This window comes from Nocardioides salarius, assembly GCF_016907435.1.
GTDB lineage: Bacteria > Actinomycetota > Actinomycetes > Propionibacteriales > Nocardioidaceae > Nocardioides > Nocardioides salarius.
In genome coordinates this window covers 2846109-2871975 of record NZ_JAFBBZ010000001.1, presented here as the reverse complement: position 1 = coordinate 2871975, position 25867 = coordinate 2846109, and the positions used below count along the sequence as shown (strand labels likewise).

The 25867-nt window shown below is 73.8% G+C and carries 25 protein-coding genes and 1 tRNA gene; 7 read left to right on the top strand and 19 right to left on the bottom strand.

The window, feature by feature from the left end:
• Positions 1 to 76 precede the first annotated feature (76 nt).
• Positions 77 to 1753, bottom strand: coding sequence for a urocanate hydratase (gene hutU, locus JOE61_RS13830; RefSeq protein WP_193668579.1), 1677 nt, complete (start codon positions 1751 to 1753; stop codon positions 77 to 79).
• Positions 1750 to 3339, bottom strand: coding sequence for a histidine ammonia-lyase (gene hutH, locus JOE61_RS13825; protein ID WP_193668580.1), 1590 nt, complete (start codon positions 3337 to 3339; stop codon positions 1750 to 1752). Before hutH ends, hutU begins: the two co-directional genes overlap by 4 nt.
• Before the next feature lie 152 nt (positions 3340 to 3491).
• Here hutH and JOE61_RS13820 point away from each other — a divergent pair, with 152 nt between their 5' ends.
• Genes JOE61_RS13820 through JOE61_RS13810 form a run of 3 tightly spaced genes read left to right on the top strand, consistent with a single transcriptional unit; the run spans position 3492 to position 5394 of the window.
• Positions 3492 to 4055 (top strand): DUF2243 domain-containing protein, encoded by a 564-nt coding sequence (locus tag JOE61_RS13820; RefSeq protein WP_193668581.1) that lies wholly within the window; start codon positions 3492 to 3494, stop codon positions 4053 to 4055.
• A gap of 18 nt (positions 4056 to 4073) precedes the next feature.
• The gene (locus JOE61_RS13815; RefSeq protein ID WP_193668582.1) at positions 4074 to 4865 is read left to right on the top strand and encodes a cytochrome c oxidase assembly protein; all 792 of its coding nucleotides are present in this window, start codon (positions 4074 to 4076) and stop codon (positions 4863 to 4865) included.
• Between the two features lie 55 nt (positions 4866 to 4920).
• Positions 4921 to 5394 (top strand): hypothetical protein, encoded by a 474-nt coding sequence (locus JOE61_RS13810; RefSeq protein ID WP_193668583.1) that lies wholly within the window; start codon positions 4921 to 4923, stop codon positions 5392 to 5394.
• Between the two features lie 67 nt (positions 5395 to 5461).
• On the opposite strand, the gene JOE61_RS13805 is transcribed toward JOE61_RS13810, so the two are convergent.
• Positions 5462 to 6025, bottom strand: a complete 564-nt coding sequence (locus JOE61_RS13805; RefSeq protein WP_193668584.1) for a carboxymuconolactone decarboxylase family protein — start codon at positions 6023 to 6025, stop codon at positions 5462 to 5464.
• A 135-nt stretch (positions 6026 to 6160) separates the two neighbouring features.
• Here JOE61_RS13805 and JOE61_RS13800 point away from each other — a divergent pair, with 135 nt between their 5' ends.
• Positions 6161 to 6760: a TetR/AcrR family transcriptional regulator gene (locus tag JOE61_RS13800; RefSeq protein ID WP_193668585.1), complete on the top strand. Its 600-nt coding sequence runs from the start codon at positions 6161 to 6163 to the stop codon at positions 6758 to 6760.
• Positions 6761 to 6861: 101 nt separating this feature from the next.
• Here the strand turns inward: JOE61_RS13800 and JOE61_RS13795 are convergent, their stop codons facing one another.
• From JOE61_RS13795 to JOE61_RS13725, 15 genes are all read right to left on the bottom strand, one after another.
• Positions 6862 to 7398 (bottom strand): Dps family protein, encoded by a 537-nt coding sequence (locus tag JOE61_RS13795; protein ID WP_193668586.1) that lies wholly within the window; start codon positions 7396 to 7398, stop codon positions 6862 to 6864.
• A gap of 85 nt (positions 7399 to 7483) precedes the next feature.
• Positions 7484 to 8158 carry a hypothetical protein gene (locus JOE61_RS13790; protein ID WP_193668587.1) on the bottom strand — a complete coding sequence of 225 codons (675 nt, stop codon included), beginning with the start codon at positions 8156 to 8158 and terminating at the stop codon, positions 7484 to 7486.
• A 93-nt stretch (positions 8159 to 8251) separates the two neighbouring features.
• Complete coding sequence (locus JOE61_RS13785; protein ID WP_193668588.1) at positions 8252 to 8632, bottom strand: monovalent cation/H(+) antiporter subunit G; 381 nt, start codon at positions 8630 to 8632, stop codon at positions 8252 to 8254.
• On the bottom strand, positions 8629 to 8889 hold the full coding sequence (locus tag JOE61_RS13780; RefSeq protein WP_193668589.1) for an MrpF/PhaF family protein: 261 nt from the start codon (positions 8887 to 8889) through the stop codon (positions 8629 to 8631). Before JOE61_RS13780 ends, JOE61_RS13785 begins: the two co-directional genes overlap by 4 nt.
• Positions 8886 to 9236: a Na+/H+ antiporter subunit E gene (locus tag JOE61_RS13775; protein ID WP_193668590.1), complete on the bottom strand. Its 351-nt coding sequence runs from the start codon at positions 9234 to 9236 to the stop codon at positions 8886 to 8888. The genes JOE61_RS13780 and JOE61_RS13775 overlap by 4 nt, the downstream gene beginning before the upstream one ends.
• A complete protein-coding gene (locus JOE61_RS13770; protein ID WP_193668591.1) occupies positions 9233 to 10741 on the bottom strand; it encodes a monovalent cation/H+ antiporter subunit D family protein in 1509 nt (502 codons plus the stop codon). Before JOE61_RS13770 ends, JOE61_RS13775 begins: the two co-directional genes overlap by 4 nt.
• The gene (locus tag JOE61_RS13765; protein WP_193668592.1) at positions 10738 to 11073 is read right to left on the bottom strand and encodes a sodium:proton antiporter; all 336 of its coding nucleotides are present in this window, start codon (positions 11071 to 11073) and stop codon (positions 10738 to 10740) included. The genes JOE61_RS13770 and JOE61_RS13765 overlap by 4 nt, the downstream gene beginning before the upstream one ends.
• A complete protein-coding gene (locus JOE61_RS13760) occupies positions 11070 to 13964 on the bottom strand; it encodes a DUF4040 family protein (protein WP_193668593.1) in 2895 nt (964 codons plus the stop codon). The genes JOE61_RS13765 and JOE61_RS13760 overlap by 4 nt, the downstream gene beginning before the upstream one ends.
• Before the next feature lie 227 nt (positions 13965 to 14191).
• Positions 14192 to 14267, bottom strand: a tRNA-Ala gene (locus JOE61_RS13755).
• Positions 14268 to 14356: 89 nt separating this feature from the next.
• Positions 14357 to 15292, bottom strand: coding sequence for a divisome protein SepX/GlpR (sepX, locus tag JOE61_RS13750; protein WP_193668594.1), 936 nt, complete (start codon positions 15290 to 15292; stop codon positions 14357 to 14359).
• An 82-nt stretch (positions 15293 to 15374) separates the two neighbouring features.
• A complete protein-coding gene (locus tag JOE61_RS13745; RefSeq protein WP_227491589.1) occupies positions 15375 to 15989 on the bottom strand; it encodes a GNAT family N-acetyltransferase in 615 nt (204 codons plus the stop codon).
• Positions 15986 to 16462 (bottom strand): MogA/MoaB family molybdenum cofactor biosynthesis protein, encoded by a 477-nt coding sequence (locus tag JOE61_RS13740; RefSeq protein ID WP_193668595.1) that lies wholly within the window; start codon positions 16460 to 16462, stop codon positions 15986 to 15988. Before JOE61_RS13740 ends, JOE61_RS13745 begins: the two co-directional genes overlap by 4 nt.
• The gene (gene moaC / locus JOE61_RS13735; RefSeq protein ID WP_193668596.1) at positions 16459 to 16932 is read right to left on the bottom strand and encodes a cyclic pyranopterin monophosphate synthase MoaC; all 474 of its coding nucleotides are present in this window, start codon (positions 16930 to 16932) and stop codon (positions 16459 to 16461) included. Before moaC ends, JOE61_RS13740 begins: the two co-directional genes overlap by 4 nt.
• Positions 16932 to 18176: a molybdotransferase-like divisome protein Glp gene (gene glp / locus JOE61_RS13730; protein WP_193668597.1), complete on the bottom strand. Its 1245-nt coding sequence runs from the start codon at positions 18174 to 18176 to the stop codon at positions 16932 to 16934. Before glp ends, moaC begins: the two co-directional genes overlap by 1 nt.
• Positions 18169 to 19557 carry a UTP--glucose-1-phosphate uridylyltransferase gene (locus tag JOE61_RS13725; RefSeq protein ID WP_193668598.1) on the bottom strand — a complete coding sequence of 463 codons (1389 nt, stop codon included), beginning with the start codon at positions 19555 to 19557 and terminating at the stop codon, positions 18169 to 18171. The genes glp and JOE61_RS13725 overlap by 8 nt, the downstream gene beginning before the upstream one ends.
• 79 nt (positions 19558 to 19636) lie before the next feature.
• On the opposite strand from JOE61_RS13725, the gene JOE61_RS13720 reads away from it, so the two are divergent.
• From JOE61_RS13720 to JOE61_RS13710, 3 genes are all read left to right on the top strand, one after another.
• A complete protein-coding gene (locus JOE61_RS13720; protein WP_307823014.1) occupies positions 19637 to 20236 on the top strand; it encodes a 5-formyltetrahydrofolate cyclo-ligase in 600 nt (199 codons plus the stop codon).
• 86 nt (positions 20237 to 20322) lie between these two features.
• Positions 20323 to 20625 (top strand): hypothetical protein, encoded by a 303-nt coding sequence (locus JOE61_RS13715; RefSeq protein WP_193668600.1) that lies wholly within the window; start codon positions 20323 to 20325, stop codon positions 20623 to 20625.
• Positions 20622 to 22493 (top strand): MFS transporter, encoded by a 1872-nt coding sequence (locus tag JOE61_RS13710; protein ID WP_193668601.1) that lies wholly within the window; start codon positions 20622 to 20624, stop codon positions 22491 to 22493. The genes JOE61_RS13715 and JOE61_RS13710 overlap by 4 nt, the downstream gene beginning before the upstream one ends.
• A 632-nt stretch (positions 22494 to 23125) precedes the next feature.
• On the opposite strand, the gene JOE61_RS13705 is transcribed toward JOE61_RS13710, so the two are convergent.
• Positions 23126 to 25825, bottom strand: a complete 2700-nt coding sequence (locus JOE61_RS13705; protein WP_227491590.1) for a penicillin acylase family protein — start codon at positions 25823 to 25825, stop codon at positions 23126 to 23128.
• Positions 25826 to 25867: the final 42 nt, after the last annotated feature.

Below are 25867 nucleotides of genomic sequence, written 5' to 3'. Positions count from 1 at the left end.
GCCCGATGAAACTCGCGCCGGGACGATGAAACTTCATCGTCCCGGCAGGAGTTCTGTCGGCCGGCCGATGAAGCTCTCAGCCCCGCATCGGGACAGCCACCCCCCGCTCGTCGGCCACCTCGGCGGCACGCTCGTAGCCGGCGTCGACGTGGCGGATGACGCCCATCGCGGGGTCGTTGGTCAGCACCCGCTCGATCTTCTGCGCGGCCAGGTCGGTGCCGTCGGCGACGCAGACCTGCCCGGCGTGGATGGAGCGGCCCATCCCGACGCCGCCGCCGTGGTGGATGGAGACCCAGGTGGCGCCGGAGGCGGTGTTGACCAGCGCGTTGAGCAGCGCCCAGTCGGCGATCGCGTCGGAGCCGTCGAGCATCGCCTCGGTCTCGCGGTAGGGCGAGGCGACCGAGCCGCAGTCGAGGTGGTCGCGCCCGATCACCACGGGCGCCGAGAGCTCGCCGGAGGCCACCATCTCGTTGAACTTCAGCCCGGCGCGGTGCCGCTCGCCGTAGCCCAGCCAGCAGATCCGCGCCGGCAGGCCCTGGAAGGAGACCCGCTCGCCGGCCATCGTGATCCACTTGTGCAGCCGCTCGTACTCCGGCCTCTCGTGGGCCGGGAAGAGCTCGAGGATGGCGCGGTCGGTGGCGGCGATGTCGGCGGGGTCGCCCGACAGCGCGGCCCAGCGGAACGGCCCCTTGCCCTCGCAGAAGAGCGGGCGGATGTAGGCGGGCACGAAGCCGGGGAACTCGAAGGCCCGGTCGTAGCCGCCCTTGCGGGCCTCGTCGCGGATCGAGTTGCCGTAGTCGAAGACCTCGGCACCGGCGTCCTGGAAGCCCACCATCGCCCGCACGTGCGCGGCCATCGAGGCCTGCGCTGCTTTCGTGAACCCCGCCGGGTCGGCGGTGCGCTCGCGCTCCCAGTCCTCGAAGGCCACCCCGGCGGGCAGGTAGTAGAGCGGGTCGTGCGCGGAGGTCTGGTCGGTGACCACGTCGATCGGGGCGCCCCGCTCGAGCAGCTCGGGCAGCACCTCGGCGGCGTTGCCGAGCACCCCGATCGAGAGCGGGCGGCGCTCGTCGCGCGCGGCGACGGCGAGCTCGAGGGCGTGGTCGAGGGAGTCGGCGCGCACGTCGAGGTAGCGGTGCTCGATGCGCCGCTCGATGCGGGCCGGGTCGCACTCGACGCAGATCGCGACCCCGTCGTTCATGGTGACCGCGAGCGGCTGCGCGCCACCCATCCCGCCGAGCCCGGCGGTGAGGGTGATCGTGCCGGCCAGGGTCCCCCCGAACCGCTTGTCGGCGACCGCGGCGAACGTCTCGAAGGTGCCCTGCAGGATGCCCTGGGTGCCGATGTAGATCCACGAGCCGGCGGTCATCTGCCCGTACATCGTCAGCCCGAGGTCCTCCAGGCGGCGGAACTCCTCCCAGTTGGCCCAGTCGCCGACCAGGTTGGAGTTGGCGATCAGCACCCGCGGCGCCCACTCGTGGGTGCGCATCACGCCGACGGGCTTGCCCGACTGCACCAGCAGCGTCTCGTCGTCAGCGAGGTCGCGCAGGCTGCGCACGAGGGCGTCGTACGCCGCCCAGCTGCGCGCCGCCTTGCCGGTGCCGCCGTAGACGACGAGGTCCTCGGGTCGCTCGGCGTTGGCGGGGTCGAGGTTGTTCATCAGCATCCGCAGCGGCGCCTCGGTCTGCCACGAGCGGGCCGAGAGCTCGGTGCCGGTGGCGGCGTGGATGGGCAGGCGGGGGTTGGCGGCGCTCATGCGAGGGCTCCGATCTGGTGCTCGACGGCGGACAGGACGGCCCCGGAGGCGACCAGGCCGACGGTGGTCTCGATCTCCGGGGACAGGTGGCGGTCGGGGCCGGGCCCCTCCACGCCGGCCTCGCGCAGCAGCGCCACGACGGCGGCGGTGGCCGGCGCGGGCGCCAGCGGGGCGCGCAGGTCGAGGGCGCGGGCGGCGGTGAGCACCTCGATGGCCACCACGCGGGTCAGCCCGTCGACGGCGCGGCGCAGCTTGCGCGCGGCCGCCCAGCCCATCGAGACGTGGTCCTCCTGCATGGCGCTGCTGGGGATGGAGTCGACCGAGGCCGGCGCGGCCAGGCGCTTCATCTCCGAGACGATCGCCGCCTGGGTGTACTGCGCGATCATCAGCCCGGAGTCGACGCCGGGGTCGTGGGCCAGGAAGGGCGGCAGCCCGTGGTTGCGGGCCTTGTCGAGGAAGCGGTCGGTGCGCCGCTCGCTGATGGAGGCGACGTCGGCGGCGACGATGGCCAGGAAGTCGAGGACGTAGGCGACCGGCGCCCCGTGGAAGTTGCCGTTGGACTCCACCCGACCGTCCTGCCCGTCGTCGGCGGCCAGCACCACCGGGTTGTCGACGGCGCTGGCCAGCTCGCGCGAGGCGACCAGGTCGCAGTGCGCGAGGGTGTCGCGAGCCGCGCCGTGCACCTGCGGCGAGCAGCGCAGCGAGTAGGCGTCCTGCACCCGGTGGCACTCGGGCCCGCGGTGCGAGGCCACGACCGCCGACCCCTCGAGCAGGCGCACCAGGTTGGCGGCCGAGGCGGCCTGCCCCGGGTGCGGGCGCAGCGCCTGCAGCTCGGCGGCGAAGACTCGGTCGGTGCCGAGCTGGCCCTCGACCGACATCGCCGCTGCCACGTCGGCGGTGCGCAGCAGCACCCGCAGGTCGGCGATGGCCATCAGCAGCATCGCCAGCATCCCGTCGGTGCCGTTGATCAGCGCCAGCCCCTCCTTGGCGGCCAGCTCGACCGGGTGCAGCCCCGCGGCGGCCAGCGCGTCGGCGGCCGGCACCAGCGCGCCGGCGGCGTCGCGCACCGGCCCCTCCCCCATCAGCGCCAGCGCGCAGTGCGAGAGCGGCGCGAGGTCGCCGGAGCAGCCGAGCGAGCCGTGCTCGTGCACGACCGGGGTGATCCCGTGGGTGAGCAGGTCGGCGAGCAGCTGGGCGGTCTCGAGGCGGATGCCGGTGTGGCCGGTGGCCAGCGTCGAGAGCCGCAGCAGCATCAGCCCGCGGGTCACCTCGGTCTCAACCTCGGGGCCCGAGCCGGCCGCGTGCGATCGCACGAGCGAGCGCTGCAGCTGGGCGCGCAGCTCGGTGGGGATGTGCCGGGTAGCCAGCGCCCCGAAGCCGGTCGAGATGCCGTACGCCGGCGTGGGGGCCGCGGCGAGCTCCTCGACGACGGCGCGGCCCCGCTCGATCGCGGCGACGGCGTCGTCGCCGAGCCGGACCCCGCCACCGTGGCGGGCCACCGCCAGCAGCTCCTCGGGACTGACCGGGGCGACCCCGACGACGGTGGCGGCCGGTGCGGTGCGCGCGTTGCTCTGGTGCTGGTGCATGGCTCCATGCTCCGACCGCCGCACCACGGGGCGCCATGGCCGCGCCCGCCCGCTCGTCTCGGATCTGAGACTTGTCGACCGGACGGGTGGCTGCCGTTTCGGTTCCCGGCGCCACGGGTACCTGTGCCGCACCGACCCGAAGGGAGTACCGCATGCCCTCCAGCACGCCCCCCACCCCCGCCGCCGGCCGGGCTGACGCACGAGACCACGCGCGAGGTCGCGCGGGGGCGCCGAGCCTCACTGCTCCCGGACTGCTCCTGGGCGCCGGCCTCGGCGGCTTCGTCGACGGCATCCTGATCCACCAGGTCCTGCAGTGGCACCACATGCTGACCTCGACCGACACCGACAACATCGGGGTGCCCTACTACCCCGACACCACCGTGCACGGCCTCGAGATCAACACGCTGTGGGACGGCTTCTTCCACACCGCCACCTGGCTGCTCGTCCTGGGCGGGCTGGCCCTGCTGTACTCCCGGGTGCAGCACTCGCGCGGGCGCGTGTGGACCTCGCGCGCCCTGTGGGGCTGGGTGCTGGCCGGGTGGGGCGTCTTCAACCTCGTCGAGGGCGTCGTCGACCACCACCTGCTCAGCATCCACCACGTGCGCAGCGGGCCGCACCAGACCTGGTGGGACCTGGGCTTCCTGGCGCTCGGCCTCCTGCTGCTCGTCGGCGGCTGGCTGCTGCAGCGAGGCGCCCGGGTCCACGACGACCCGTGAGCGGCCGGTGATCGACCGGTGATCGACCTGGCCGCGCGACTGCTGGGCTGGGCGCCGCTGCTGCTGGCCGGCCTGGCCGGGGCGGGCTACGCCTGGGCGGCGGCGCTCGAGCGGGGGCGGCGCGGCTGGCCGTCGCGGCGTACGGCCTCGTTCCTGGCGGGCACCACCATGGTGGTCCTCGCCCTGTCGCCGGACGTCGATGCCTGGGCCGACCGCGACTTCGCCGGCCACGCCGCCCAGCACCTCCTGCTGGCGATGCTGGCGCCGCTCCTGCTCGTGCTGGGGGCGCCCACGACGCTGCTGCTGCGCCGACTGCCGCACCACACCGCCCGCCGCCTGGGTCGGCTGCTGCACGGGCCGGTGGGACGGGTGCTGGCCCACCCGGTGCCGGCCCTGGTGCTCAGCAGCGGGGGGCTGGTGGCGCTCTACCTGACCCCGCTCTACGAGCTGAGCACCCGCCACGAGCTGGTGCACGCCCTGGTGCACGTGCACCTGCTCGTGGCCGGGCTGCTGTTCACCTGGGCGATCGCGGGGCCCGACCCCGCGGCGGGGCGGGCCTCGGTGCGGGCCCGGCTGGTCGCGCTCGGCGTCGCGGTGGCCGTGCACGCCACGCTCTCCCAGCTGCTGCACGCCGGCGTGCTGGTGCGGGTCGACGAGCCAGTGCGCGAGATGCGGGCGGCCGGCTCGTTGATGTACTTCGGCGGCGACCTCATCGAGCTGCTGCTCGCGCTCGCCCTGCTGGCCACGTGGCGCCCGGCCCCTCGGCGGGCGGACGCCCAGGTTCCTCACAGGTCGGCCGGAGCCGGGTGACAGGTCGGGCCCGCAGGCTGGCCCCGACCCACCCACAGCACCGAGGAGGCGCGACATGCGTCGCACAGCAACGTTCACCGCCGGGGTCGTCCTGGCCGCCACCGCCGGCACCGGTCTGGCCGCCTGGGGCGTGCCGGCCCTGGCCCAGGACACCGAGGACCAGGGCTCCCAGGTCGCAGGACAGGGAGCCGACGACGACGACGAGGCCGCCGAGGACCGCCGCGACGAGGTGCAGGCCGCGCTGGCCGAGGCCCTGGCCGCCGAGCTCGGCCTCGACGCCGACGAGGTCGCGGCCGCGCTGGAGAAGGTGCAGACCGACCTGCGTGACGAGATGCGGACCGAGCACCTCGAGCGCCTGGAGGAGCGTCTCGCCGAGGCCGTCGAGGCGGGCGAGCTGACGCAGGAGGAGGCCGACGAGGTGCTCGAGCGCGCCGGGTCCGGCGAGCTGCGGGGCCCCGGGCGCCGCGGCGGGCACGGCGGCCCCCTCGGTCGGGGCAGCGGGGCGGAGGACAGCACCACCAGCCTCTGACCGGCTCCCGACGCCACGAGGCCCGCCCCGGCACTGCCGGGGCGGGCTTCCTGCGCGGGCGGGCGGCTCAGACGGCGACCGGTGCGCCGTCCCAGGCGAACTTCTGGAAGGGCTCGTCGACCGGGGTGCGGGCCAGGTGGTTGGTGTAGTTCGACATCACCTTCTGCGAGACGCCGAGCACCACCTCGAGGACCTGGCGCCGGGTGAACCCGGCGCCGAGGAACGCCTGCACGCCGGCCTCGTCGACGTCACCGCGGTCGCGCACGATGGCCAGGGTGAAGGTCCGCAGCGCCTCGAGGCGCTCACTGGGCAGCGGTGTGCCGTCGCGCAGCGCGTCGGTGATCGCCGCGTCGACCTTCATCGCGTGCGCGATGGCGGTGTGGGCGGGCACGCAGTAGTGGCAGGCGTGCTCGACGTTGACCGACTGCCACACCACGGTGGTCTCGTCCTTGTCGAAGCTGGAGTCGAGGAAGAGCTGGTGCACCTGCTGGTAGGCCTCGAGCAGGCCGGGCGCCTCGGCCATCGTGGCGTGCAGCCCCGGGATCATCCCGTTCTGCTTGCGCGAGCGCGCCAACAGCTCCGCGCTGCCCTCGGGGGCGGTGGTCTCGTCGTGCAGCGTGAACTCGGTCATCGGGTGCTCCGTCTCGTCGTCCGGCCGATGGGCGGGCTGGTCCGTCCATCGCTTCAGTACCGAACGGTACACAACGCCTGATTGCTTTGCTACCGATCGGTGTCAATCCAGCCTCGGACGGCGTAGGGTGCGACCATGAGCTCGACGACGAAGGCCCCCGTCGGCCGCCCTCGGCGCTACGACGAGGAGAGCGTGTTGGAGGCGCTGACCGCGCTCTTCTGGCGGCAGGGCTACACCCAGACGTCGATGGCCGACATCGTGGAGGCCAGCGGGGTGCACAAGCCGAGCCTCTACCGCACCTTCGGCTCCAAGGAGGAGCTCTTCACCAAGGTGCTGCACCGCTACCTCGACCAGCGGATGAGCATGTTCACCGACCTGATCGAGGGCGTCGGCGAGGGCGCCGGGGCCGTGCACCGCTTCCTCGAGGCCTTCGAGGCCGACTCGCTCTCCGAGCGCGGTCGTGACGGCTGCCTGATGGTGATGGCCTCCAACGAGCTGCGCGGCCGCCTGCCCGGCTACGACTTCGCCACCGACTACCGCGGCCGGATGCGCGAGGTGCTCGGACTGCTCGTCGCCCGCGCCACGCCGGATGCCGACGCCGCACTGGCCGCGACCCGCACCGACCTGCTGACCACCTGCCTGCTCGGCCTGCACGTCATCCTGCGCTCCGGCGCGGGCGCCGAGGAGGTGCACCGCTACCTGGCGGCGCTGCACGCCACGGTCGACACCTGGTGATCCCGGGCAGGTGATCCAGGGCCTGACGACCAAGGACCACCGCCCCTGCCGGGGCGGTGGTCCAGGGAGAGGCGGTGCGCCCCGTGGAGGGCGCGCCCGGATCAGGGAGTGACGGAGCCCGGCGCGGAGGCGCCGGCGACCCGGTTCTCGGCGTCGACCATCCACGCCAGCTGCTCGATGCGCTCGAGGATCGCGTGCAGCAGGTCGGCCGAGGTCGGGTCCTCCTGGTCGACCTCGTCGTGCACGCGGCGCGCGGTGCCGGCGACGGCGTACAGCGCGGCGGCGATGCGGTCGACGGTCTCGGCGGTGTCGACCTCGGTGGCCGGGAACTCCGGCAGCGAGGACTGCGCCGCGACCGTCTTGGCGCGGGCGTCGGGCAGCGCGTAGACCGCGCGCATCCGCTCGGCGACGTCGTCGGAGAAGCCGCGCGCGGCGTCGACGATCTCGTCGAGCTGCAGGTGCATGTCGCGGAAGTTCTTGCCCACGACGTTCCAGTGCGCCTGCTTGCCCTGCACGTGCAGGTCGGTCAGGTCCACGAGCACGGCCTGCAGGTGGGTGGCGAGCCGCTCCGAGGCGCGGAACGCGGCCGGGGCGGTGTGGGTCGCGGTGGGGGTGGCGGTGTCGAGGGTCTCGGTCATGAGAGCACTCCTTCGTGGTCGCTGTCGGGGATGCTCCCCATCCTGGCAGGCTTTCTTGAACGTTTCCAGAAAGGAGAGGCTGCCCTCACCGGATCGGCAGCCCGTGCGCCGCAGCGGCGTCGGCGAGCCGGGCCACGGGGCCGCCGGGGTGGGGCAGCCGGTGGCTGCGAACGCCCTCGGCGTCGAGCACCTGCACGGTCAGGGCGTCGCGGTCGACCGCGCTCGCGACGAGCACCGATCCCGCGGCCGGCCCGACCGGCAGCGCGGCGGCCAGCTCGGGCCGGTGCCGCGCACCCCAGTGCCGCAGCAGGCGCGGCGCGGCGGCGAAGGGGTCGAGCTCGGCCGCCGTGAAGTCCTCGACGGGCACCGCCCGGCGCTCGCGACCGACCACGCAGACGAAGAGCAGGGTGGGGCGGAAGACGCGAGCGCCGGGACGCTCGCAGGGCACCGGCCGGTACGACGCCACGACGTGCAGCGCCGGTCCGCCGTCGTGGCCGGGCACGACGAGGGTGGCCACCGGGGAGCGCTGCAGGCGCGCGACGACCGGTGAGCCGGCGTCGGCGACGACGAGCGGGCGGCCACCGTCCTGCTCCTCGAGCCGGACCCGGGCGGGGAGCGCCGGAGCCCGGTGGCACTCGCGGGTCAGCAGGGTGGCGCTGCTCGCCGCGGCCAGGAGCGCTCGGGCCTCCCGCGCGTGGGTCGCCTGCGTGTCCGCACCCTCGGCCGGTCGCACGACCTGTGCCTCTCGACCTGGCTGCACCTGCACTCCTCCGCACCGACGACGTCCCGCTTCTCCGCGGATCGTTAGGTTAGCCTAACCTGCCGTGCAAGGCCCGACGTCGGCGCGGAGCCGCTAGTCGTCGTGCTCGACCCCGTCGAGCTCCTCGAACGGCTCGAGGGCGTTGCCCACGGTGCGGGGGTCCAGCTCGGTCTGGCTGCGGTAGGCCGCCCGCCCTAGCAGGTTGCTCGCCACCGACGACACGACCAGCGCGGCCCCGACGGCCAGGGCCGCCTTGACCCCGTCGAGGACGGTGAGGTCGCCGGCGGACAGGTCGTGCACCGCCGCGCCGATGATCACGAGCGGCAGCCCGGCGCCGGTGGCGGGACTGAGGTTGTTGACCCGGCTGATGGCGTCGCGCGAGCGCAGCATGCCCAGCGCCGTGACGAGGAAGAACAGCGAGCCGAGCAGCATCAGCAGCCCCGCCACCACCGATCCGACGTCGCCGGCGCTCATCGCTCGCCCCTGGTGAGCATCCGGGCGAAGGCCGCCGTGGCCAGGATGCCGCAGAGCGCCGCGAGCAGCGCCACGTCGTAGAGGACCGGGATCGAGCCGAGCACGCCGACCAGCACGAACACCGCTGTCGCGCAGAAGAAGAGCAGGTCGCCCGCGACCGCGCGGCTCGCGTCGTCGGGACCCCGCAGGACCTGCACGGTGCCGAGGGCGGAGGCGACGACCACCACGACGATCGCGGCGACCACGAGCACGCTCATCGCGCCCTCCTCCCCCGGGTGGCGGCCAGCACGCGGGCACGCATCGCGACCAGGTCGGCGTGCACGTCCTCCTCGTCCTCGCCGAAGAGCGCCTGCACGAACGCCGCGGGCGGCTGCTCGCCGGCCGCCGGGGACACCCCGAGCACCAGCGTCCCGGGGGTGATGGTGATCGAGCTGGTCAGCAAGGTGACCTCCAGGTCGGTGAGGTCGTCGAGCGGGAGCTTGACGATCCTGGGTCGCTGGGCGGAGCCGGGGGTACCCACGTCGGCGGCCAGCCGCAGGACGGAGACGGTCAGCTGCCAGACCAGCCAGGGTGCGTAGACCAGGGCGAGGCGCAGGAGCGTCATGGCGCGGTCACCGCCTCGACGTACGCCGTGACGTCGAGCAGGCCGTCGGCGGCCTGCAGGCACAGCTCCCACAACGGCCCCGGCACCACGAAGATCGCGAGCGAGACCAGCAGCAGCGCGCCGGCGGGCGCCAGGCTCCACGTCTGCATCCGGGTCTCGGCGTCGACGGGCGGCAGGTCGGTGTGGCCCTTGCCCCGGGACGGGGACTCCTCCAGCGGGGGCCCCCAGAAGACGTCGGCCCACAGCCTGGTCATCGCCAGCAGGGTGCCGATGCTGGCCACGACCAGGACGCCGAGCACCACCCAGATCCAGGCACCGTCGAGGTCGGCGGCGGCGCGGGCGATGCCGACCTTGCCGAAGAACCCGGACGAGGGCGGGAAGCCGACGAGCGACATCATCGCGAGCGCCACGACCACCGCGAGCAGCGGCTCGCGGCGCATCAGGCCGGAGAGCCCGACGAACTGGTGGGTCAGGTACGCGCGCTCGACGGCCCCCGAGCTGAGCAGCAGCGAGCCCATCACCAGGATGTGGTGGACCATGTAGAACAGCCCGGCGGCGAGCCCGAGCTGGGTCCCGATCGCGAGCCCGAGGAGGATGTAGCCCACGCCGGCGATCATCTGCCAGGCCAGGCTGCGTCGGATCATGCGTTCGCCGAGGGAGCCGTAGGCACCGACGAGCATGGTCACGCCGAAGAGCACCAGGAGCGGCACCATCCACGAGGTGGCACCGTCGAGCACGGTCTGGTGGATCCGGAAGATCGCGTAGATGGCGACCTTGGTGTGCAGGGCCGAGAAGAGCGCCATCACGGTGGCCGAGGTGGCCGGGTAGGCCCGGGGCAGCCAGCCGTGCAGGGGGGCGACGCCGGCCTTGACGGCCAGGGCGAGCAGGACCACGCCCACCGCCAGCCGGAACCGCGGGTCGTCGGCGTCGACGCCGGAGAGGACCGCCATGTTCACCGAGCCGGCGACGCCGTACACCAGGCCGATGCCGACCAGCAGGATCGTCGACGTCACCAGGTTGACCACCACGAAGAGGCGGCCGATGCCCAGCCGCCGCCAGGTGCCGGTCATCGCGACCAGCGCGTACGACGGCAGCAGCATCACCTCGATGAAGACGAAGAGGTTGAAGACGTCGCCGGTGAGCAGCGCCCCGTTGACGCCGGCGGACAGCATCATCACCAGGGTGGGGAAGAACCGGAGCCGGGCCTCCCCCGTGACCAGTGCGAAGGCGATGCACGCGGTGGTGGTGAGTCCGGTGACGGTGATCATCACGGCGGTGAGCGTGTCGGAGACCAGGGGGATGGCGATCCCCGGGACGAAGCCACCGACGCCGTGGGCCAGCACGGGGGTCTGTGCGTGCTCGACCAGCAGGGCGACACCGCCGGCGGTGGTCGCCACCGGGGCGAGCACGAGCAGGACCCGCGCGAGGCGCCCCGGGACGAGCGCACCGAGCGCGGCGCCCAGCAGGGGCACCACGACGAGCAGCGGGAGGAGGGAGCCGGTCATGCGTGGTGGTCCTCTCCGGTGTCGGGGACGTGGCGGGTGTCGTCGTCGTGGCCGAGGCGGGCGAGCGCGAGCATGAAGACGGTGACGGCCAGGGTGATGACGATGGCGGTGAGCACGAAGGCCATCGGCAGCGGGTCGCCGGCGTCGGCCGGGTCCCCCGCGCCGGTCAGGGGCTCGCCCCGCCAGGCGGAGACACCGGAGGCGAGCAGGACCAGGTTGGCCCCGTGCGAGAGCAGCGTGATCCCGAAGACGATGCGCACCAGGCCCGGCTGGCAGAGCAGGTAGACACCGCCGGCGACCAGGATCCCGATGGTGATCGGCAGGACGGTCATCCGGTCCCCTCCTCGCCCTGCGAGGTGCCCGGCGACTCGGCGGCACCCTCCAGGATCGCGGGCCCCTCGGTGGGCCCCTCGGTGGACTCCTCCGCGGCGGAGCGGTCCGGTGGCGCGGCCCCGAGCCGGTCGAAGGCCACCATCACCAGGCCGAGCACCGCGGCGTAGACCCCGACGTCGAAGATCAAGGAGGTGCTGAGCTTGGTGCCGGCGACGGTGCCGTAGAGCGGCTGCAGGAACGAGGAGTCGGCGTAGCCCAGCAGTCCGCTGACCAGGGCCGTCAGCACACCTCCGCCGATCAGTGCGAGGTGCAGCCGCGAGGGGCCCACGGCCCGGTCCTCGGGGCGGGACAGGTAGACCTGGGCCACGACCACCGAGGCGACGAGGGCCGCGATGAACCCTCCGCCCGGGGCGTTGTGGCCGCGCCAGAAGATGACGGCCGACAGCACGACGAGCACGGGGGCGACCACCCGGAGCAGCAGCTGCAGCGCGCGCAGGTTGCTCTGCGCGTCGAGCAGCGCCGCCCGGGCCTGCGGGTCCCGCAGGGTCGCGACGGGGCGCAGGGGGATCCGCTCGGCGCGGTCGGTCCAGCCGGGAGGGTCGAGGGTCCGCGGGGGGACGGTGGCGAGGACGGCGAGGATCGCGACCCCGGCCAGGCCCAGCACGGCGAGCTCGCCCAGGGTGTCCAGGGCCCGGAACTCGACGAGGATGACGTTGACCAGGTTGTCGCCGCCGGTCTCCTCGGTGCCCTCGGCGAGGTAGTACTCGGCCGGCCCGGACCGCTCCCGCCGGCCGGTCAGCACCCAGGTCGCCAGGCCGGCGGCGACGCCGAGGCCCGTGGCCAGGACGAGGGGGCCGGCCCCGCGGCGGCGCGGCGAGCGCCCGAAGCGGCGCGGGAGCTGGCGCAGCACCAGCATGATCACCACCACGGTCAGCACCTCGACCATCAGCTGGGTCAGGCCCACGTCGGGCGCGCCCAGCGCGAAGAGCTGGACGGTGACGGCGATCCCCACGCCGCCGAGGGCGACCGTGGCGGCGATCCGGGAGTCGGCCAGGCAGGTGGCGACGACACCGAGGACGATGAGGGCGAGCAGCCCGACGTCGATCGGCCGCCACAGGTCGGGCTGGGTCGCGGGCAGGTCACCGACACCGAGGACCGTGAGGCTGCCGGCCCCGAGGACGAGGGTCAGCACGACGAGCGGCGGGACGACGTGGCGGCGCGGGTGGTCGGCGGCGACCGTCCAGGCGATCCGGCGGCCCACGCGTGCGGCGCCGGCGAAGATCCGCTCGAGCGCGTCAGCGCCGGTGCCGGGCAGCAGGTCCGCCTCGAGCCGGCGGTAGAGCGCCCTGCGCCGCGTCATCAGCGCGGCGCCGGCAGCGATCGCGGCGGCGCTGACGAGGAGCTCGGGAGCCAGCCCGTGCCACAGCTTCAGCTCGTACGCCGACTCCGCGCCCATCGCCTGGACGGCGCGCTCGACCGGGACGTCGAGGGCCCAGACGGCGAGCCCGATCGGCAGGCCGGCCCAGATCGGGGCCGCGGCGGGCAGGAACAGCCCGGCGCTGGGACCGTGGCAGGTCTTGGCCCGCTCCCCGTCGACGAACCCCCCGAGCACGATCTTGGCGCTGTAGGCGACGGTGAGGACCGACCCGAGCCCGGCGGCGGTCAGGGCGAGGAACCCCACCCAGTCGGGGCCGGGGGCCTCCAGCATCGAGCCGAGGATCGTCTCCTTGCTCACGAAGCCGAGCATCGGCGGGATCCCGGCCATGCTCGCGGTGCCGAGGACGACGGTCGCGAAGCTCCACGGCATCACCCGTCGCAGCTCGGGGAGACGTCGGATGTCGCGGGTGCCGGCGGCGTGGTCGATGACGCCGACCATCATGAAGAGCCCGGACTTGAACAGCGCGTGGGCGATCGTGTGGATCACGGCTGCGGTCAGCGCCTTCTCGGTGCCGACGCCGATCGCCGCGGTGATCAGCCCCAGCTGGCTCACCGTCGAGTAGGCCATCAGCCGCTTGAGGTCGTGCTGCTGGAGGGCGAAGAGCGCCGCCATCGCGGCGGTGAAGAGGCCCACGCTGATCAGCAGCGCGTTCCAGACCGGCACCTCGGAGAACGCCTCGGAGAAGCGCAGCATCAGGTAGATGCCGGCCTTGACCACCGCGGCGGCGTGCAGGTAGGCGCTCACCGGGGTGGCGGCGGCCATCGCGTCGGGGAGCCAGGGGTGGAAGGGGAACTGAGCGGCCTTGGTGAAGCCCGCGACCGCCACCAGGACGGCGACCACGGCGGTGAGGCCGGGGCGCTCGGCCCACACCTCGGAGGACAGCGCCTGCGAGAGCGACGTCGTGCCGGTGGCGACGACCATCAGCACGACCGCCAGCAGCAGGGTGAGCCCGCCGAAGAAGGTCATGAACAGCGTGCGCGCCGACGCCGACTCGGCTCCCGAGCCGGACCGGGCGATCAGCAGGAAGGAGGCCAGGGACGTGATCTCCCAGCACATGAAGAGCAGGACGAGGTCGTCGGCCAGGACGAGGCCGACCATGCCGACGGCGAAGACGGTCATCCACAGGTAGAAGCCGAGCTGGCGGCCCTCGTCGAGGTACTCCACGGAGTAGACGAGCACCGCCGCGCCGATGACCAGGGCGATCATCACGAAGACCAGGCCGAGCCCGTCCAGGCGCAGTGCCAGGTCGACGTCGAGGGCGGGCAGCCAGGCGGCCGTCCAGGTGGTCTCGCCACCGTCGAGGACCTCTCGCGCGGCGGGGACCATCGCGACGGCGAGGGCGAGGAAGGCGATCGCGATCGGCCACCCGGCCCGACGCCCCAGGGCGCCGGTCAGCGGAACCGCCAGGACGGGCACCGCCGCGAGGGCGGCCAGCAGCCACATCAACGTCATCGCGGACCCTTCCTCGACCGGGCACAGCACCCCGCACGAGTCGAGCCGGCGCAGCACTGAGCAGGAGCGATGCCCGCGGGACGGCCGAGCCTAGCAATCGCCGGTGAGCCCGTGCGGAGGTGGCGAAGGCCCCTTGCGGGGGCCGGCGGGCGGCTGGTGACGACCGGCGCCCGCGAGCGATGCAGGCATTCGCACCGGCGTGCTCTGCCGTCGTGCGGACCCGCGTGTGGTGGAGCTGAGGGGATTCGAACCCCTGACCTTCTCATTGCGAACGAGACGCGCTACCAACTGCGCCACAGCCCCATCGCGCCCGAAGACGCTCGAGAAACGCTAGCACCCGGCCCGGTCGGTGCCGAATCGGGACCCCCGGGTGGTGGACCCGGGCGGAGGGCTCAGGTGCCGACCGCGCGACCCTCGTCGCCCTGGTCGCGCCGGGCCCGGCGCTCCCGCTCGGCCTGGTCGCCCTCCCGGGCGAGCGCGGCGTCGACCTCGGTGCGGCCCGACGTCCACACCCCGGTGGAGTCGAGGTCGATGGTGCGCACCGTGCGGCGCTCGGCCGCCGGCTTCGTGACGTACGTCGGCAGGGTCACCGGCACGGGGTCCCAGCCGGCCGCGGGTGCCTCGGCAGCCACCTCGGGCTGCACGACCGGCACCTCCTCGGTCTGCGGCCCCTCCGCGGCGTCATCGGTCACGTCGGTCATGTCGGCCTCGTCGGCCTCGTCCGCGGCGGGGACCTCGGTCTGCGCGCCGTCGTCGTCGAGCGGCACGGCGGGGATCCGCGCCAGCGGGCCGGCGAGGCCGGTCTCGCGGCGCACCATCAGCCGGCAGGCCACCAGCCAGGCCACCAGGAGCCCAACCGGGACGCCCAGGTAGGCGGGGCCGAGCAGGCCTGCGATGCTCAGCACGCCGACGGCCGCCAGGGCGCCCAGCAGGGCGACGAGCACGCGGCGGCGACGGCGCGCGGCGCGGTTGGCCGCGGCCCGGCGCTGGGCCGGGGTCCGCACCGGCGGCAGCGCGGAGGCGTCGAGGCTGGTCTCGACCGCCGGAACCGGGGCCGGGGTCGAGGCCGGGGCCGGCTCGCTGCCGACCGAGGCGCTGCTGGCCTTGGTGACCACCACGGGCGGCGCGGACGCCCGCCCGGGGGTGACCACCAGCCGCGCGGAGCGGCGGCTGACCGGCTCGCGGCGGGCCAGCACCCGCATCGTCTGGGAGAAGCGGTCGACCGAACGGCTGCGCACCACGTCGTCGTGGTGCTTGAGCGCCTTCGGGACCAGGTAGACGGCCCACGCCACAGCGAGGGCGACGAAGATCAGTGCGCTCAGGTCCACGGGCTCGACCCTAGGTTCGCTAGCGCAGGATGGGGTGGATGTCCACCAGTGTGTCGCAAATTGCTGGTGTGACTCGTGGGGTTCAGCTGTCCGTGACCAGCCCGACCAGCCCGCCCGGAGGCACGTCCTCGGCGGTGATCGCGTAGAGCCGGTGGTCGCGCCAGGCGCCGTCGATGTGCAGGTAGCGGGGGGCGTAGCCCACCTCGTGGGCGCCGAGCTTCTCGACGACGCGCAGCGAGTTCGAGTTCTCGGGACGGATCGCGATCTCGACGCGGTGCAGGCCGAGCTCGGCGAAGGCGTGGTCGACGACCATCGCGACCGCCAGCGGGATGATCCCCCGCCCGGCGAAGCGCCGGTCGATCCAGTAGCCGACCGATCCGAACTGGGCGGAGCCGCCGACGACGTTGTTGAGCGTCACCTGCCCGGCGAACTGGCCGCCGACCTCGACGACGAACGGGTAGGTCGTGCCCTGCCGGGCCTGGCGGCGCATCCGCCACACCAGCGCCCGGAAGGTCGTGGGCCGGGGGTCTCCCCCGGGCGGCACGGTCGCGTCCCACGGCACCAGCCACGCGGCGTTCTGCTGGCGCGCCCGGCGCCAGGCCTCGGCGTCGGAGACCCGCATGGGGCGCAGCAGCACCTCACCGTGGCGCAGCCGCACCGGCCAGCCGCGTCGCACAGCCGGGCGCGGACGGCTCAATGGTCGCTCCCGACGACCTGCTCCACGGCGTGCACCAGCACCGGCGCGAGCACCTCGAGGCCGTCCTTGACCCCGCCCCGCGACCCCGGCAGGTTCACCACCAGGCAGGAGCCGACGACCCCGGCGAGGCCCCGCGAGAGCATCGCCGTCGCCACGCCCTTGGCCAGCCCGTGGGCTCGGATCGCCTCGGCGATGCCGGGCACCTCCCGCTCCAGCAGCGCCCGGGTGGCCTCGGGGGTGCGGTCGGTGGGGGTCAGCCCGGTGCCGCCCGTGGTGAGCACCAGCCGGGCGCCGGCCGCGACCGCGGCGGCGATCGCCTCGCGCACCGGGTCGCCGTCGGGCACCACGACCGGCTCGTCGACGACGAAGCCCAGGTCGCGCAGGGCGGCGACGATCAGCGGGCCGGTGGTGTCGTCGTACACCCCGGCCGCCGCGCGGTTGGAGGCGACGACGACGCCGGCGGGCAGGCTCACGGCCGGGCCCAGTCGCCCGAGCGGCCGCCGCTCTTGGTCTCGACGCGCACGTCGGTGATCACGGCGGCCTTGTCGACGGCCTTGACCATGTCGACGACGGTCAGCGCCGCCACCGAGACGGCGGTCAGCGCCTCCATCTCGACGCCGGTGCGGTCGGTGGTGCGCACCGTCGCGGCGATCTCGACCGCGTCATCGGCCACGGCGAGGTCGACCTCGACGCCCGAGAGCGCCAGCGGGTGGCACAACGGCACCAGCGACGGCGTCTGCTTGGCGCCCATGATCCCAGCCAGCCGGGCCACCGCGAGCGCGTCACCCTTGGGCACCCCCTCGCCGCGCAGCAGCCCCACCACCTGCGCCGAGACCAGCACCCGGCCGGAGGCCCGGGCGGTGCGGGCGGTGACGGCCTTGTCGGAGACGTCGACCATGCGGGCCGCGCCGTGCTCGTCGACGTGGGTCAGCCGGTCAGCCATCAGTGACCGCCCTCCAGCCCCGAGTCGAGGTGGATCACGTCCACCTCGGCCCCGGCGGGCAGCCGGGTGACGTCCTCGGGCACCACGACCAGTGCGTCGGCCTCGGCCAGGTCGCCGACCAGGTGCGAGCCGGGCCCGCCGACCGGGCTGACGCGGCCGTGGCCGGGCTCGGTGGTGGCGCGCAGGAACTGGCGCCGTCCCGGGGGCGAGGTGATCGCGTGGGTCAGCCGCATCGGCACCAGCGGCCGCGAGACCGGGCTGAGCCCCATCATCGCGCGCAGTGCCGGCAGCACGAACAGCTCGAAGGACAGGTACGACGAGACCGGGTTGCCGGGCAGCGTGAAGATCAGGGTGTCGTCCTCGCCGACCGTGCCGAAGCCCTGCGGCTTGCCGGGCTGCATCGCCACCGGCCCGAACCACACGGTGCCCAGGGGCGACAGCGCCTCCTTGACCACGTCGTAGTCGCCCATCGAGATGCCGCCCGAGGTGACCACGACGTCGGCGCGCACCAGCTGGTCCTCGAGGGCGTCGAGGAACGCGCGTGGCTGGTCGGGGACGATCCCGACCCGGTAGGCCAGCGCGCCGGCGCGGCGTGCCGCGGCCGCGAGAAGGTAGGAGTTGCCGTCGTAGATCGAGTCGTGGCCCAGCTGGGTGCCCGGCTCGCGCAGCTCGGTGCCGGTGGAGAGGATCACCACCCGCGGGCGCGGGCGAACTGCGATGGTGGCGCGCCCCACCGAGGCCAGCAGGCCCAGGTGGCGCGGGCCGAGCACGGTGCCCTCGTCGATGAGGAGGTCGCCGACGGAGACGTCCTCGCCCGAGCAGCGCACGTGCTGTCCCTCGGTGGGCGCCCGCTCGATGCGCACCCGGGCCACGCCGCGGTCGGTCCACTCGTAGGGCACCACCGCGTCGGCACCGGCCGGCATCGGGGCACCGGTCATGATCTTGGCCGCGGTGCCCGGCGAGAGCGCCAGCAGCCGCGCGTTGCCGGCCCCGATCTCGCCGACCACGGGCAGCTCGACCGGCTCGTCGGGCCCGGCGCCGACGACGTCGGCCCGGTGCACGGCATAGCCGTCCATCGCGGAGTTGTCGAAGGGCGGCAGGGCGATGGGCGAGACCACCGACTCGGCGGCCGAGAGACCCAGCGACTCCATCAGCGGCTGCTGGTAGGCCGGCAGCGGGCGGACCGCGGCGAGGACGTGCTCGAGGTGCTCCTCGACGCTGATCGGCTCGGGCGCGTCAGGCATCCGGGTCGCCGCTCAGCACGGCGCCGGGATCGACGCGCTGGGCCGAGCGGCCGCCGACGGTGACGTCGCCGACCACCGAGACCCCGTGCCCGAAGGTGACGTCGCCCTCGATGGTCAGTCGCTCGGCGCGCTTGAGCGAGGGGGCACCCTCGGGGAAGCGCTTGTCGAACTCGCCGACCAGCTTGTAGTAGGCCTCGTCGAGCTCGACGTAGGGCACCTGCTCGGCCTCCTGGTCGAGCACGAAGTCGGAGCCGATCGCGTAGACGTCGGAGCGCAGCACCAGCAGGTCGTTGGTGGTCTTGACCGGCACGAACCGGTCGCGGCCGACCTCGATCAGCCGGGCCCCCTCGAAGACCTCGATGGCGGCACCCATCGCGGTCTCGACCTGCACCACCTTCGGCGACGAGGCGTCGCCGGGGTCGACGTTCTTGACGTTCTTGATCAGGGGCAGGCCCAGGATGCCCTCGCGCTGGTCGAGGGCGTCCTTCATCGCCTGCAGGTCGAACCACAGGTTGTTGGTGGAGCAGTAGCGGTGCCGGTCGAGGTCGCCGAGGGCGGCCTTGTCCTCGTCGAGGGTCTGCGCGGTCTCACGCAGCACCAGGCGCCCGTCGCTCTTGCGGCGCGCGAAGTGCCCGCCCTTGCGGTCCGAGGCGGTACGGCGCACGGCCTCGATCGCGAACGGCGCGCCCGAGGAGGCGAACCAGCCGGCGACGCGGGGGTCGGGCACCGCACCCAGGTTGTCGGAGTTGGAGACGAAGACGTAGCGGTAGCCCGCCTCGATCATCTGGTCGAGCAGCCCGGTGCCGCGCAGCGCGGTGTAGAGGTCGCCGTGGCCCGGCGGGCACCACTCGAGGTCGGGGTCCTTGGGCCAGCTGACCGGCGAGAGGTCCTTGGCCAGGAGCTTGGGCTCCTTGTTCTGCAGGAACTCCAGCGGCAGGCCCTCGACGGCGAGGTCCTCGTAGCGTGCGACGGCGGCCATGGTGTCGCCGGAGGTGCGGAAGGAGTTCATGAAGATCAGCGGCAGCGTGGCGCGGTGCTGCTGGCGCAGGTGCAGCACCTGGCGGGCGATGATGTCGAGGAAGGACAGCCCGCGGCGCACGCACAGCAGCGACTTGGCGCGGTCCATGCCCATCGAGGTGCCCAGACCGCCGTTGAGCTTGATGACGACCGTCTTGGCGATCGCCTCGGCGGCGGTCTCGTCTGCCACCTCGACGTCGGCCAGCGACTCCATGTCGACCGGCTCGATGCTCGACTCGGGGATCATCCCGGTCTCGCCGTGCTCGAGCAGGCGGTAGTAGTGCGCGAACGTCTCGATGGCGACCTCGTCGACACCTTCGGCCTTCATCTTCTCGCGGGCAGCGCGCAAGCCAGGGGAACCCATACCACCGATCGTAGGCTCGACCCGTGCGGTGCGAGCAAACCCCCTCCACAGGGCAGGACGATCCAGGGCGGCGCGAGCCGTGAGCGCGGCCAAGACCGCCCTGCGAGACCGGGTGCTCACCGCCCGTCGCCGCCGCCCGCTCCTGGAGCGCCAGGAGGTCGCCCGGGCGGTCGCCGAGCACCTGCTGGCCAGCCCCGAGGTACGCCGCGCGGCCACCGTGGCGGCGTACGTCTCGGTGGGCGGCGAGCCCGGCACCGCCCTCCTCCTCGAGGCGCTGCGCGCCTCGGGCCGCCGGGTGCTGCTGCCGGTGCTGCTGCCCGACGGCGACCTGGACTGGTCGCGCCACGAGGGCGACGGGCACCTGCGCCCGGCCACGCGTGGCCTGCTCGAGCCCGACGGTGAGCGCCTGGGCCCCGACGCGGTGGCGGGCGCCGACGTGCTGCTGGTGCCGGGCCTCGCGGTGGCCGCCGACGGGATGCGGCTCGGCCGGGGCGGCGGCTCCTACGACCGGGCGCTGGCGCGGGTGCCCGTCGACACCTTCACCTGCGTGCTGCTGCACGACGACGAGGTGGGCCTCGACGTGCCCCGCGAGCCGCACGACCGTCCGGTCACGGCGGTGGTCTCCCCCGCCGGCCTGCGGCGGCTTCGCCCGACCGGGCGACCCTGCCCGGGAGGGTGAACCGGGTCCGTCGGAGCCCCGGGTAGTCGTCGGGGTGGTCCCCTCGTCGACCCGAGGACGCGGGGGCCGCGACGAGAGGAGCCCCCATGACCACGACCGCGCCCCCGACCACGGCGCCGCCGTTGACGTGTCGGTTGCTGGACCACCGCCACCGCTTCCGCAGCGAGGGGGCGGTGATGACCTGGGCCTGCGAGCGCGGCTGCGGGGCGGGCGGCTCCAAGGAGTACGCCTCCGCCCGGGCCGCCGCCCACTACGCCGCGGCCTTCGACCGCCCGGCCTCCGGCGACCTGGGCCGCAAGGCGCCGCTGCTGGGGATGTTCCCGCTGCGGGTGTGGCGCTGGCTGCGCCAGCGCCGTGAGGGCGTCGCGGCGACGGGGGTGGCCCGATGAGCAGCACGGCGGAGCTCGGGCGCATCGAGACCAAGGTGCCGGCCCGGATGGACCGGCTTCCGTGGTCGAGGTTCCACTGGCGCGTCGTCTTCGGCCTGGGCCTGGTGTGGATCCTCGACGGGCTCGAGGTGACCATGGTCGGCAACGTGGCCGCCCGGCTCACCGAGGACGGCTCGGGCATCGACATCGGCGCGGGCCAGATCGGCCTCGCTGCGGCCATCTACATCGTGGGCGCCACCCTGGGAGCGCTCTTCTTCGGCCAGCTCACCGACCGGTGGGGCCGCAAGAAGCTCTTCCTGATCACGCTGGCGGTCTACATCGTCGCGACGGTCGCCACGGCGTTCGCGACCACGCCGCTGTTCTTCTACGTCACCCGGTTCTTCACCGGTGCCGGGATCGGTGGTGAGTACGCCGCCATCAACTCGGCCATCGACGAGCTGATCCCGGCCCGGGTGCGCGGGCGCGTCGACCTGACCATCAACGGCTCCTACTGGCTCGGCTCCGCGGCCGGCTCGGCGCTGGCGCTGGTGCTGCTCAACACCTCCATCTTCGCCGCCGACCTCGGGTGGCGCCTGGCCTTCGGGCTGGGGGCGGTGCTCGGGCTGACCATCCTCGTGGTGCGCCGCCACGTCCCCGAGAGCCCTCGCTGGCTGTTCATCCACGGGCAGGAGGACGAGGCCGAGCGCATCGTCGGCGACATCGAGGACGACGTGCGCGAGGAGACCGGGCAGGAGCTCGAGGAGCCCGAGGACACCCTGGTCGTCCGCCAGCGCAAGGCGATCCCGTTCCGTGAGATCGCCAAGGTGGCCTTCACCAGGTACCCGAAGCGGGCGGTGCTGGGCCTGGCGCTCTTCGTGGGCCAGGCGTTCATCTACAACGGCGTCACGTTCAACCTCGGCACCCTGCTCAACGGCTTCTACGACGTCTCCTCGGGCATGGTGCCGCTCTTCGTCATCGTCTGGGCGCTGGCGAACTTCGCCGGACCAGTGACCCTGGGCCGCCTCTTCGACACCGTCGGCCGCAAGCCGATGATCGCCGGCACCTACCTGGGCTCGGCGGTTGTCGCGGTGGTGCTGGGTCTCTACCTCACCGGCACCGAGGGCAACCGCTGGGTCTTCCTGGCCATCCTGGCCGCGGCCTTCTTCCTGGCCTCCTCCGGCGCGAGCGCGGCGTACCTGACGGTCAGCGAGATCTTCCCGATGGAGACGCGGGCCCTGGCGATCGCGTTCTTCTACGCCGTCGGCACCGCCGTGGGCGGCATCACCGGCCCGCTGCTCTTCGGGCGCCTCATCGAGTCCGGCGACCGCAGCCTGGTGGCGCTGGCCTTCTACATCGGTGCCGGCGTGATGGCGATCGGCGGGCTCGTCGAGCTCGCCTTCGGCGTCAAGGCCGAGAAGAGCGACCTCGAGAGCCTCGCCGCGCCGCTGACCAGCGACGAGGAGACGGACTTCGGCGAGGAGTCCGCGGACGACGGGTCCGAGGACGACGGGGACCGCGAGGACCCCGGGGCCGTCGAGCGCCGCGAGCGCGACGCGCGCATCCGGGATCGTCGGGCCCGACAGCTGGCGGGCAGCACCGGCAGCCGGCGCTACCGCCCGGGCCCCGGCCGAGGGGTCGGCTCGCCCTGGCTCCCACCCGCCCCCGACGAGCCGTCCGAGCGGGCGCTGGACTCCGAGATCGAACTGATCAGCGCGGCGATGGCCGAGCACGAGGAGATGGCGGTCGCCGATCTCGCCGACGCCGTCAACGCCCGCTTCTGGGGTCCGGGCCGCTTCCCCCGCGCGCTGCGGGTGGCCGCCGACGAGGGTCGCGTCGTGCGCGTCTCCCGTGGTCGGGTGCGGGCGCCGGACCGGGTGGCCGCCCGCTGAGGGCCCGCCGTTGGTCGAGCAGCGAGGGCCGAAGGCTCGAGCGACGCCGAGACCCCGCAAGCCCCCGGCGTACGGCGACCACGCCAGTCACCGGGTCTCGGCGACCCTCCTCGCTGGCGCTCGTCACTGCTCGACCAACGGCAATCGTTGGTCGAGCAGCGAGGGCCGAAGGCTCGAGCGACGCCGAGACCCCGCGAGCACACGGGGTACGGCGACCACGCCAGTCACCGGGTCTCGGCGACGCTCCTCGCTGGCGCTCGTCACTGCTCGACCAACGGCAATCGTTGGTCGAGCAGCGAGGGCCGAAGGCTCGAGCGACGCCGAGACCCCGCAAGCCCACGGCGTACGGCGCGTGGGCACGTCACCGGGTCTCGGCGACGCTCCTCGCTGGCGCTCGCCACTGCTCGACCAACGCCCACGACCGCAGTGGTCACAAACGACAAGCACTGAGCCCCTGGCAGCGTCGTCTGTGACCACTCCACACGCCGCAAGCACCCGTTGGTCGAGCAGCGAGGGCCGAAGGCTCGAGCGACGCCGAGACCCAGCGAGCACACGGCGTACGGCGACCACGACGGTCACCGGGTCTCGGCGACGCTCCTCGCTGGCGCTCGTCGCTGCTCGACCGACGGGGGTCAGTCGGGGGGCTGCAGGACCAGCCGGTCCTCGGTGGCCGCCTCGACGGCGTCGTCGCTGAAGCGCCAGGGCAGCGTCTCGCCGGCGGCCCACAGGTCGGTCTGGTCGGTGTAGTGGGAGCTGGCGGGGTGCCCGGAGACGCCGGTGAGGTTGATCCAGCGCGAGGCGTCCCAGTCGCCGGGGCTGGTGACCAGGCGCATCGAGGGGGCCGCGGTGACGGCGTAGCCCTCGGCGGCGTCCCACGAGGTGGCGTCGACGATCGCGGAACCGCCGCCCACGCCCCAGTCGTCGCGGTTGAGCAGCGCCTCGACCGGGCCGATGCCCGACTCCCCCAGCGTGGCCGAGCGCAGGTCGAGGCGGTGCAGGTGGCCCCAGGTCCAGCTCTCGGCGTCGCGGGCCTGCCGGCGCACCAGCTCGTCGCGGGCCTCGGTCATGGCCCGGGCGAGGGTGTCGTCGCGGGTCTCGACCTCCTCGGTCACCACGTCGTCCCACCAGGGGTCGTCGGGCTCGTCGAGCAGGTCGGTCACCACGGCCATCCAGCGCTGCCCGCCGTCGGCGGCCAGGTCGGCGGGCAGCTCGTCGTCGAAGACGAGGTCGAGCAGGTTGGCCCACACCACGTTGTAGTACGCCGCCGCGGCGGAGTGCTCGCCCTCGGCGGGCTGGCTGAAGTCCCAGTCGCCGAGCAGCTCCTGCCCGTCGTCGGCGTACCCGCCGTCCAGCGGCACGTCGAGCAGGTGCGGCACGAGCACCGGGGCCATCGGGTTGCGCGTGTCGAGCTGCACCTCGAGCATGTCGTCGGCGTCGACCGGGCCGGCCGCGAGGCGCTCGGTCAGCAGGTCGCGGATGCGCTCTGAGCGCGCACCGCGGTCCCAGTCGTCGGTGAGGAAGTAGGGGTAGCCCGGCCCCACGACCGCCTGGTTGGCGGTGACCACGAACCCCTCGTCGGGGTCGAGCACGCTGGGCAGCGCGTCGTACGGCACGACGCTGCCGGTCCAGTCGTTCTCGGGCAGCCAGCCGGCCGAGGGCACCGTGCCGTCGTTGCCCGACTTGCGGATCGGGATGCGCCCGGGCGCCTGGTAGCCGATGTGGCCCTCGGTGTCGGCGTAGACGAGGTTCTGGGCGGGCGCCTCGAAGTCGGCGGCCGCGGCACGGAAGGAGTCCCAGTCGGTGGCCAGGTTGAGCGCCAGGATCGCGTCGGCGGTGGTGCCGGGCTGCAGCGCGGTCCACTGCAGCGCCACGGCGGCCTCGCCACCCTCGGGCACGATCGTGCCGAGCCTGCCGGAGGCGACGTCGGCGACCTCGGCCAGCTGCTCGGCGACGTCGGAGACCAGCGGGCCGTGGCTGCCGGTGCGCACCGTGATGCGCACGTCCTCGCCGCCCTGCACGCGGATCACCTCCTCGCGGATGCGCAGCGGGCGCAGCTCGCCGTCACGGAGCACGTCCTCGCCGCTGACCCGCTCGACGAAGAGGTCGGCGACGTCGGGGCCCAGGTTGGTGAAGCCCCAGGCGACGTCGGCGTTGTGGCCGATGATGACGCCGGGCACGCCGGAGAAGGTGAAGCCGCTGACGTCGAGCGGGCACTGCGGCCCGACGTCGCGGCAGTGCAGCCCCATCTGGGTCCACACCCCCGGCAGGCTGGTGCCCAGGTGCGGGTCGTTGGCCAGCAGCGGGTCGCCCGACTCGGTCAGCTCGCCGGAGACGACCCACGAGTTCGAGCCGATGCCCTCGCCGCGGCCCAGCCAGGCCGGCATCCGCTCCATCCCGTCGCGCAGGTCGCGCAGGGCAGCGCGCTGGTCGGCCTCGAAGCCCGGACGCAGCGGCAGCCGGGTCTGGCCGCGCTCGGCGTCCTGCTCGTAGACCTGGTCGACCACGGCGCCCTGGGTGACGATCGGGGTCACCTCGTCGTAGGGGTAGGCGGGGAACAGCTCGGCCGCCCGCTCGGTGCCCACGGCGTCGGCGCTGAGCACCCGGTCGATCTCGTCGCCCATGTTGCCGCGCAGGTCCCAGGCCATCGCCTTGAGCCACGCCAGGGAGTCCACGGGCGTCCAGTCCTCGGGCTGGTAGTCCAGGCCGCCCAGGCGCAGCACCGTGTACTCGACCGAGATGCTGGAGGTGCCACGGTCGTCGAGGTAGGCGTTGACGCCGTCGGCGTAGGCCTCGAGGAAGGCGCGGGTGTCGGGGGTCAGCAGCGCGACCTCCTTCTCGGCCACGCGGCGCCAGCCCATCGTGCGCACGTAGGCGTCGCTCTCGACGGCCTCCTCGCCGAAGAGCTCGGCCAGCCGGCCGGCCGTCGCGTGGCGGCGCACGTCCATCTCGAAGAAGCGGTCCTGGGCGTGCACGTAGCCCTGCCCTCGGGCCAGGTCGCCCATCGTGTCGGCGTAGACCTGCGCGATGCCGTGCTCGTCGCGCAGCACCTCCACCTCGCCGTCGAGCCCCGCGATCTCGACGCTGCCGGCGGTCTGGGGCAGCGGACGGCGTACCAGCACGGTCGTGGTGGCCGTCGCCAGCACCAGCAGCAGCACCAGCCCGAGGGCGACGTACGCCGTCAGGCGCATCGGCAGCGGGAGGGAGCGGAACCCTCGCCAGGTGCCGACCACGAACGCCGCCACCGCCCCGGCCGGGCCGCCGGGCGCCGCGGGGCTGGGACCGGTGGCCGGGTCGGGCTGCTGGGCGCTGGCGCTCGAGGTGGTGTCGGTCATGGTGGCGGCCATTCTGCCCTGACGTAGGATTAGCAGTCGGCG

Excerpts from the sequence above, each read along its gene's own strand:
- JOE61_RS13710 (WP_193668601.1), top strand. The coding sequence starts at position 20,622 with ATGAGCAGCACGGCGGAGCTCGGGCGCATCGAGACCAAGGTGCCGGCC.
- JOE61_RS13770 (WP_193668591.1), bottom strand. The coding sequence starts at position 10,741 with ATGACCGGCTCCCTCCTCCCGCTGCTCGTCGTGGTGCCCCTGCTGGGC.
- JOE61_RS13765 (WP_193668592.1), bottom strand. The coding sequence starts at position 11,073 with ATGACCGTCCTGCCGATCACCATCGGGATCCTGGTCGCCGGCGGTGTC.
- hutH (WP_193668580.1), bottom strand. The coding sequence starts at position 3,339 with ATGCACCAGCACCAGAGCAACGCGCGCACCGCACCGGCCGCCACCGTC.
- JOE61_RS13780 (WP_193668589.1), bottom strand. The coding sequence starts at position 8,889 with ATGAGCGTGCTCGTGGTCGCCGCGATCGTCGTGGTGGTCGTCGCCTCC.
- JOE61_RS13725 (WP_193668598.1), bottom strand. The coding sequence starts at position 19,557 with ATGGGTTCCCCTGGCTTGCGCGCTGCCCGCGAGAAGATGAAGGCCGAA.
- glp (WP_193668597.1), bottom strand. The coding sequence starts at position 18,176 with ATGCCTGACGCGCCCGAGCCGATCAGCGTCGAGGAGCACCTCGAGCAC.
- JOE61_RS13810 (WP_193668583.1), top strand. The coding sequence starts at position 4,921 with ATGCGTCGCACAGCAACGTTCACCGCCGGGGTCGTCCTGGCCGCCACC.
- JOE61_RS13775 (WP_193668590.1), bottom strand. The coding sequence starts at position 9,236 with ATGACGCTCCTGCGCCTCGCCCTGGTCTACGCACCCTGGCTGGTCTGG.
- hutU (WP_193668579.1), bottom strand. The coding sequence starts at position 1,753 with ATGAGCGCCGCCAACCCCCGCCTGCCCATCCACGCCGCCACCGGCACC.
- JOE61_RS13800 (WP_193668585.1), top strand. The coding sequence starts at position 6,161 with ATGAGCTCGACGACGAAGGCCCCCGTCGGCCGCCCTCGGCGCTACGAC.
- JOE61_RS13705 (WP_227491590.1), bottom strand. The coding sequence starts at position 25,825 with ATGACCGACACCACCTCGAGCGCCAGCGCCCAGCAGCCCGACCCGGCC.
- JOE61_RS13715 (WP_193668600.1), top strand. The coding sequence starts at position 20,323 with ATGACCACGACCGCGCCCCCGACCACGGCGCCGCCGTTGACGTGTCGG.
- JOE61_RS13820 (WP_193668581.1), top strand. The coding sequence starts at position 3,492 with ATGCCCTCCAGCACGCCCCCCACCCCCGCCGCCGGCCGGGCTGACGCA.
- JOE61_RS13785 (WP_193668588.1), bottom strand. The coding sequence starts at position 8,632 with ATGAGCGCCGGCGACGTCGGATCGGTGGTGGCGGGGCTGCTGATGCTG.
- JOE61_RS13805 (WP_193668584.1), bottom strand. The coding sequence starts at position 6,025 with ATGACCGAGTTCACGCTGCACGACGAGACCACCGCCCCCGAGGGCAGC.
- JOE61_RS13760 (WP_193668593.1), bottom strand. The coding sequence starts at position 13,964 with ATGACGTTGATGTGGCTGCTGGCCGCCCTCGCGGCGGTGCCCGTCCTG.
- JOE61_RS13795 (WP_193668586.1), bottom strand. The coding sequence starts at position 7,398 with ATGACCGAGACCCTCGACACCGCCACCCCCACCGCGACCCACACCGCC.
- moaC (WP_193668596.1), bottom strand. The coding sequence starts at position 16,932 with ATGGCTGACCGGCTGACCCACGTCGACGAGCACGGCGCGGCCCGCATG.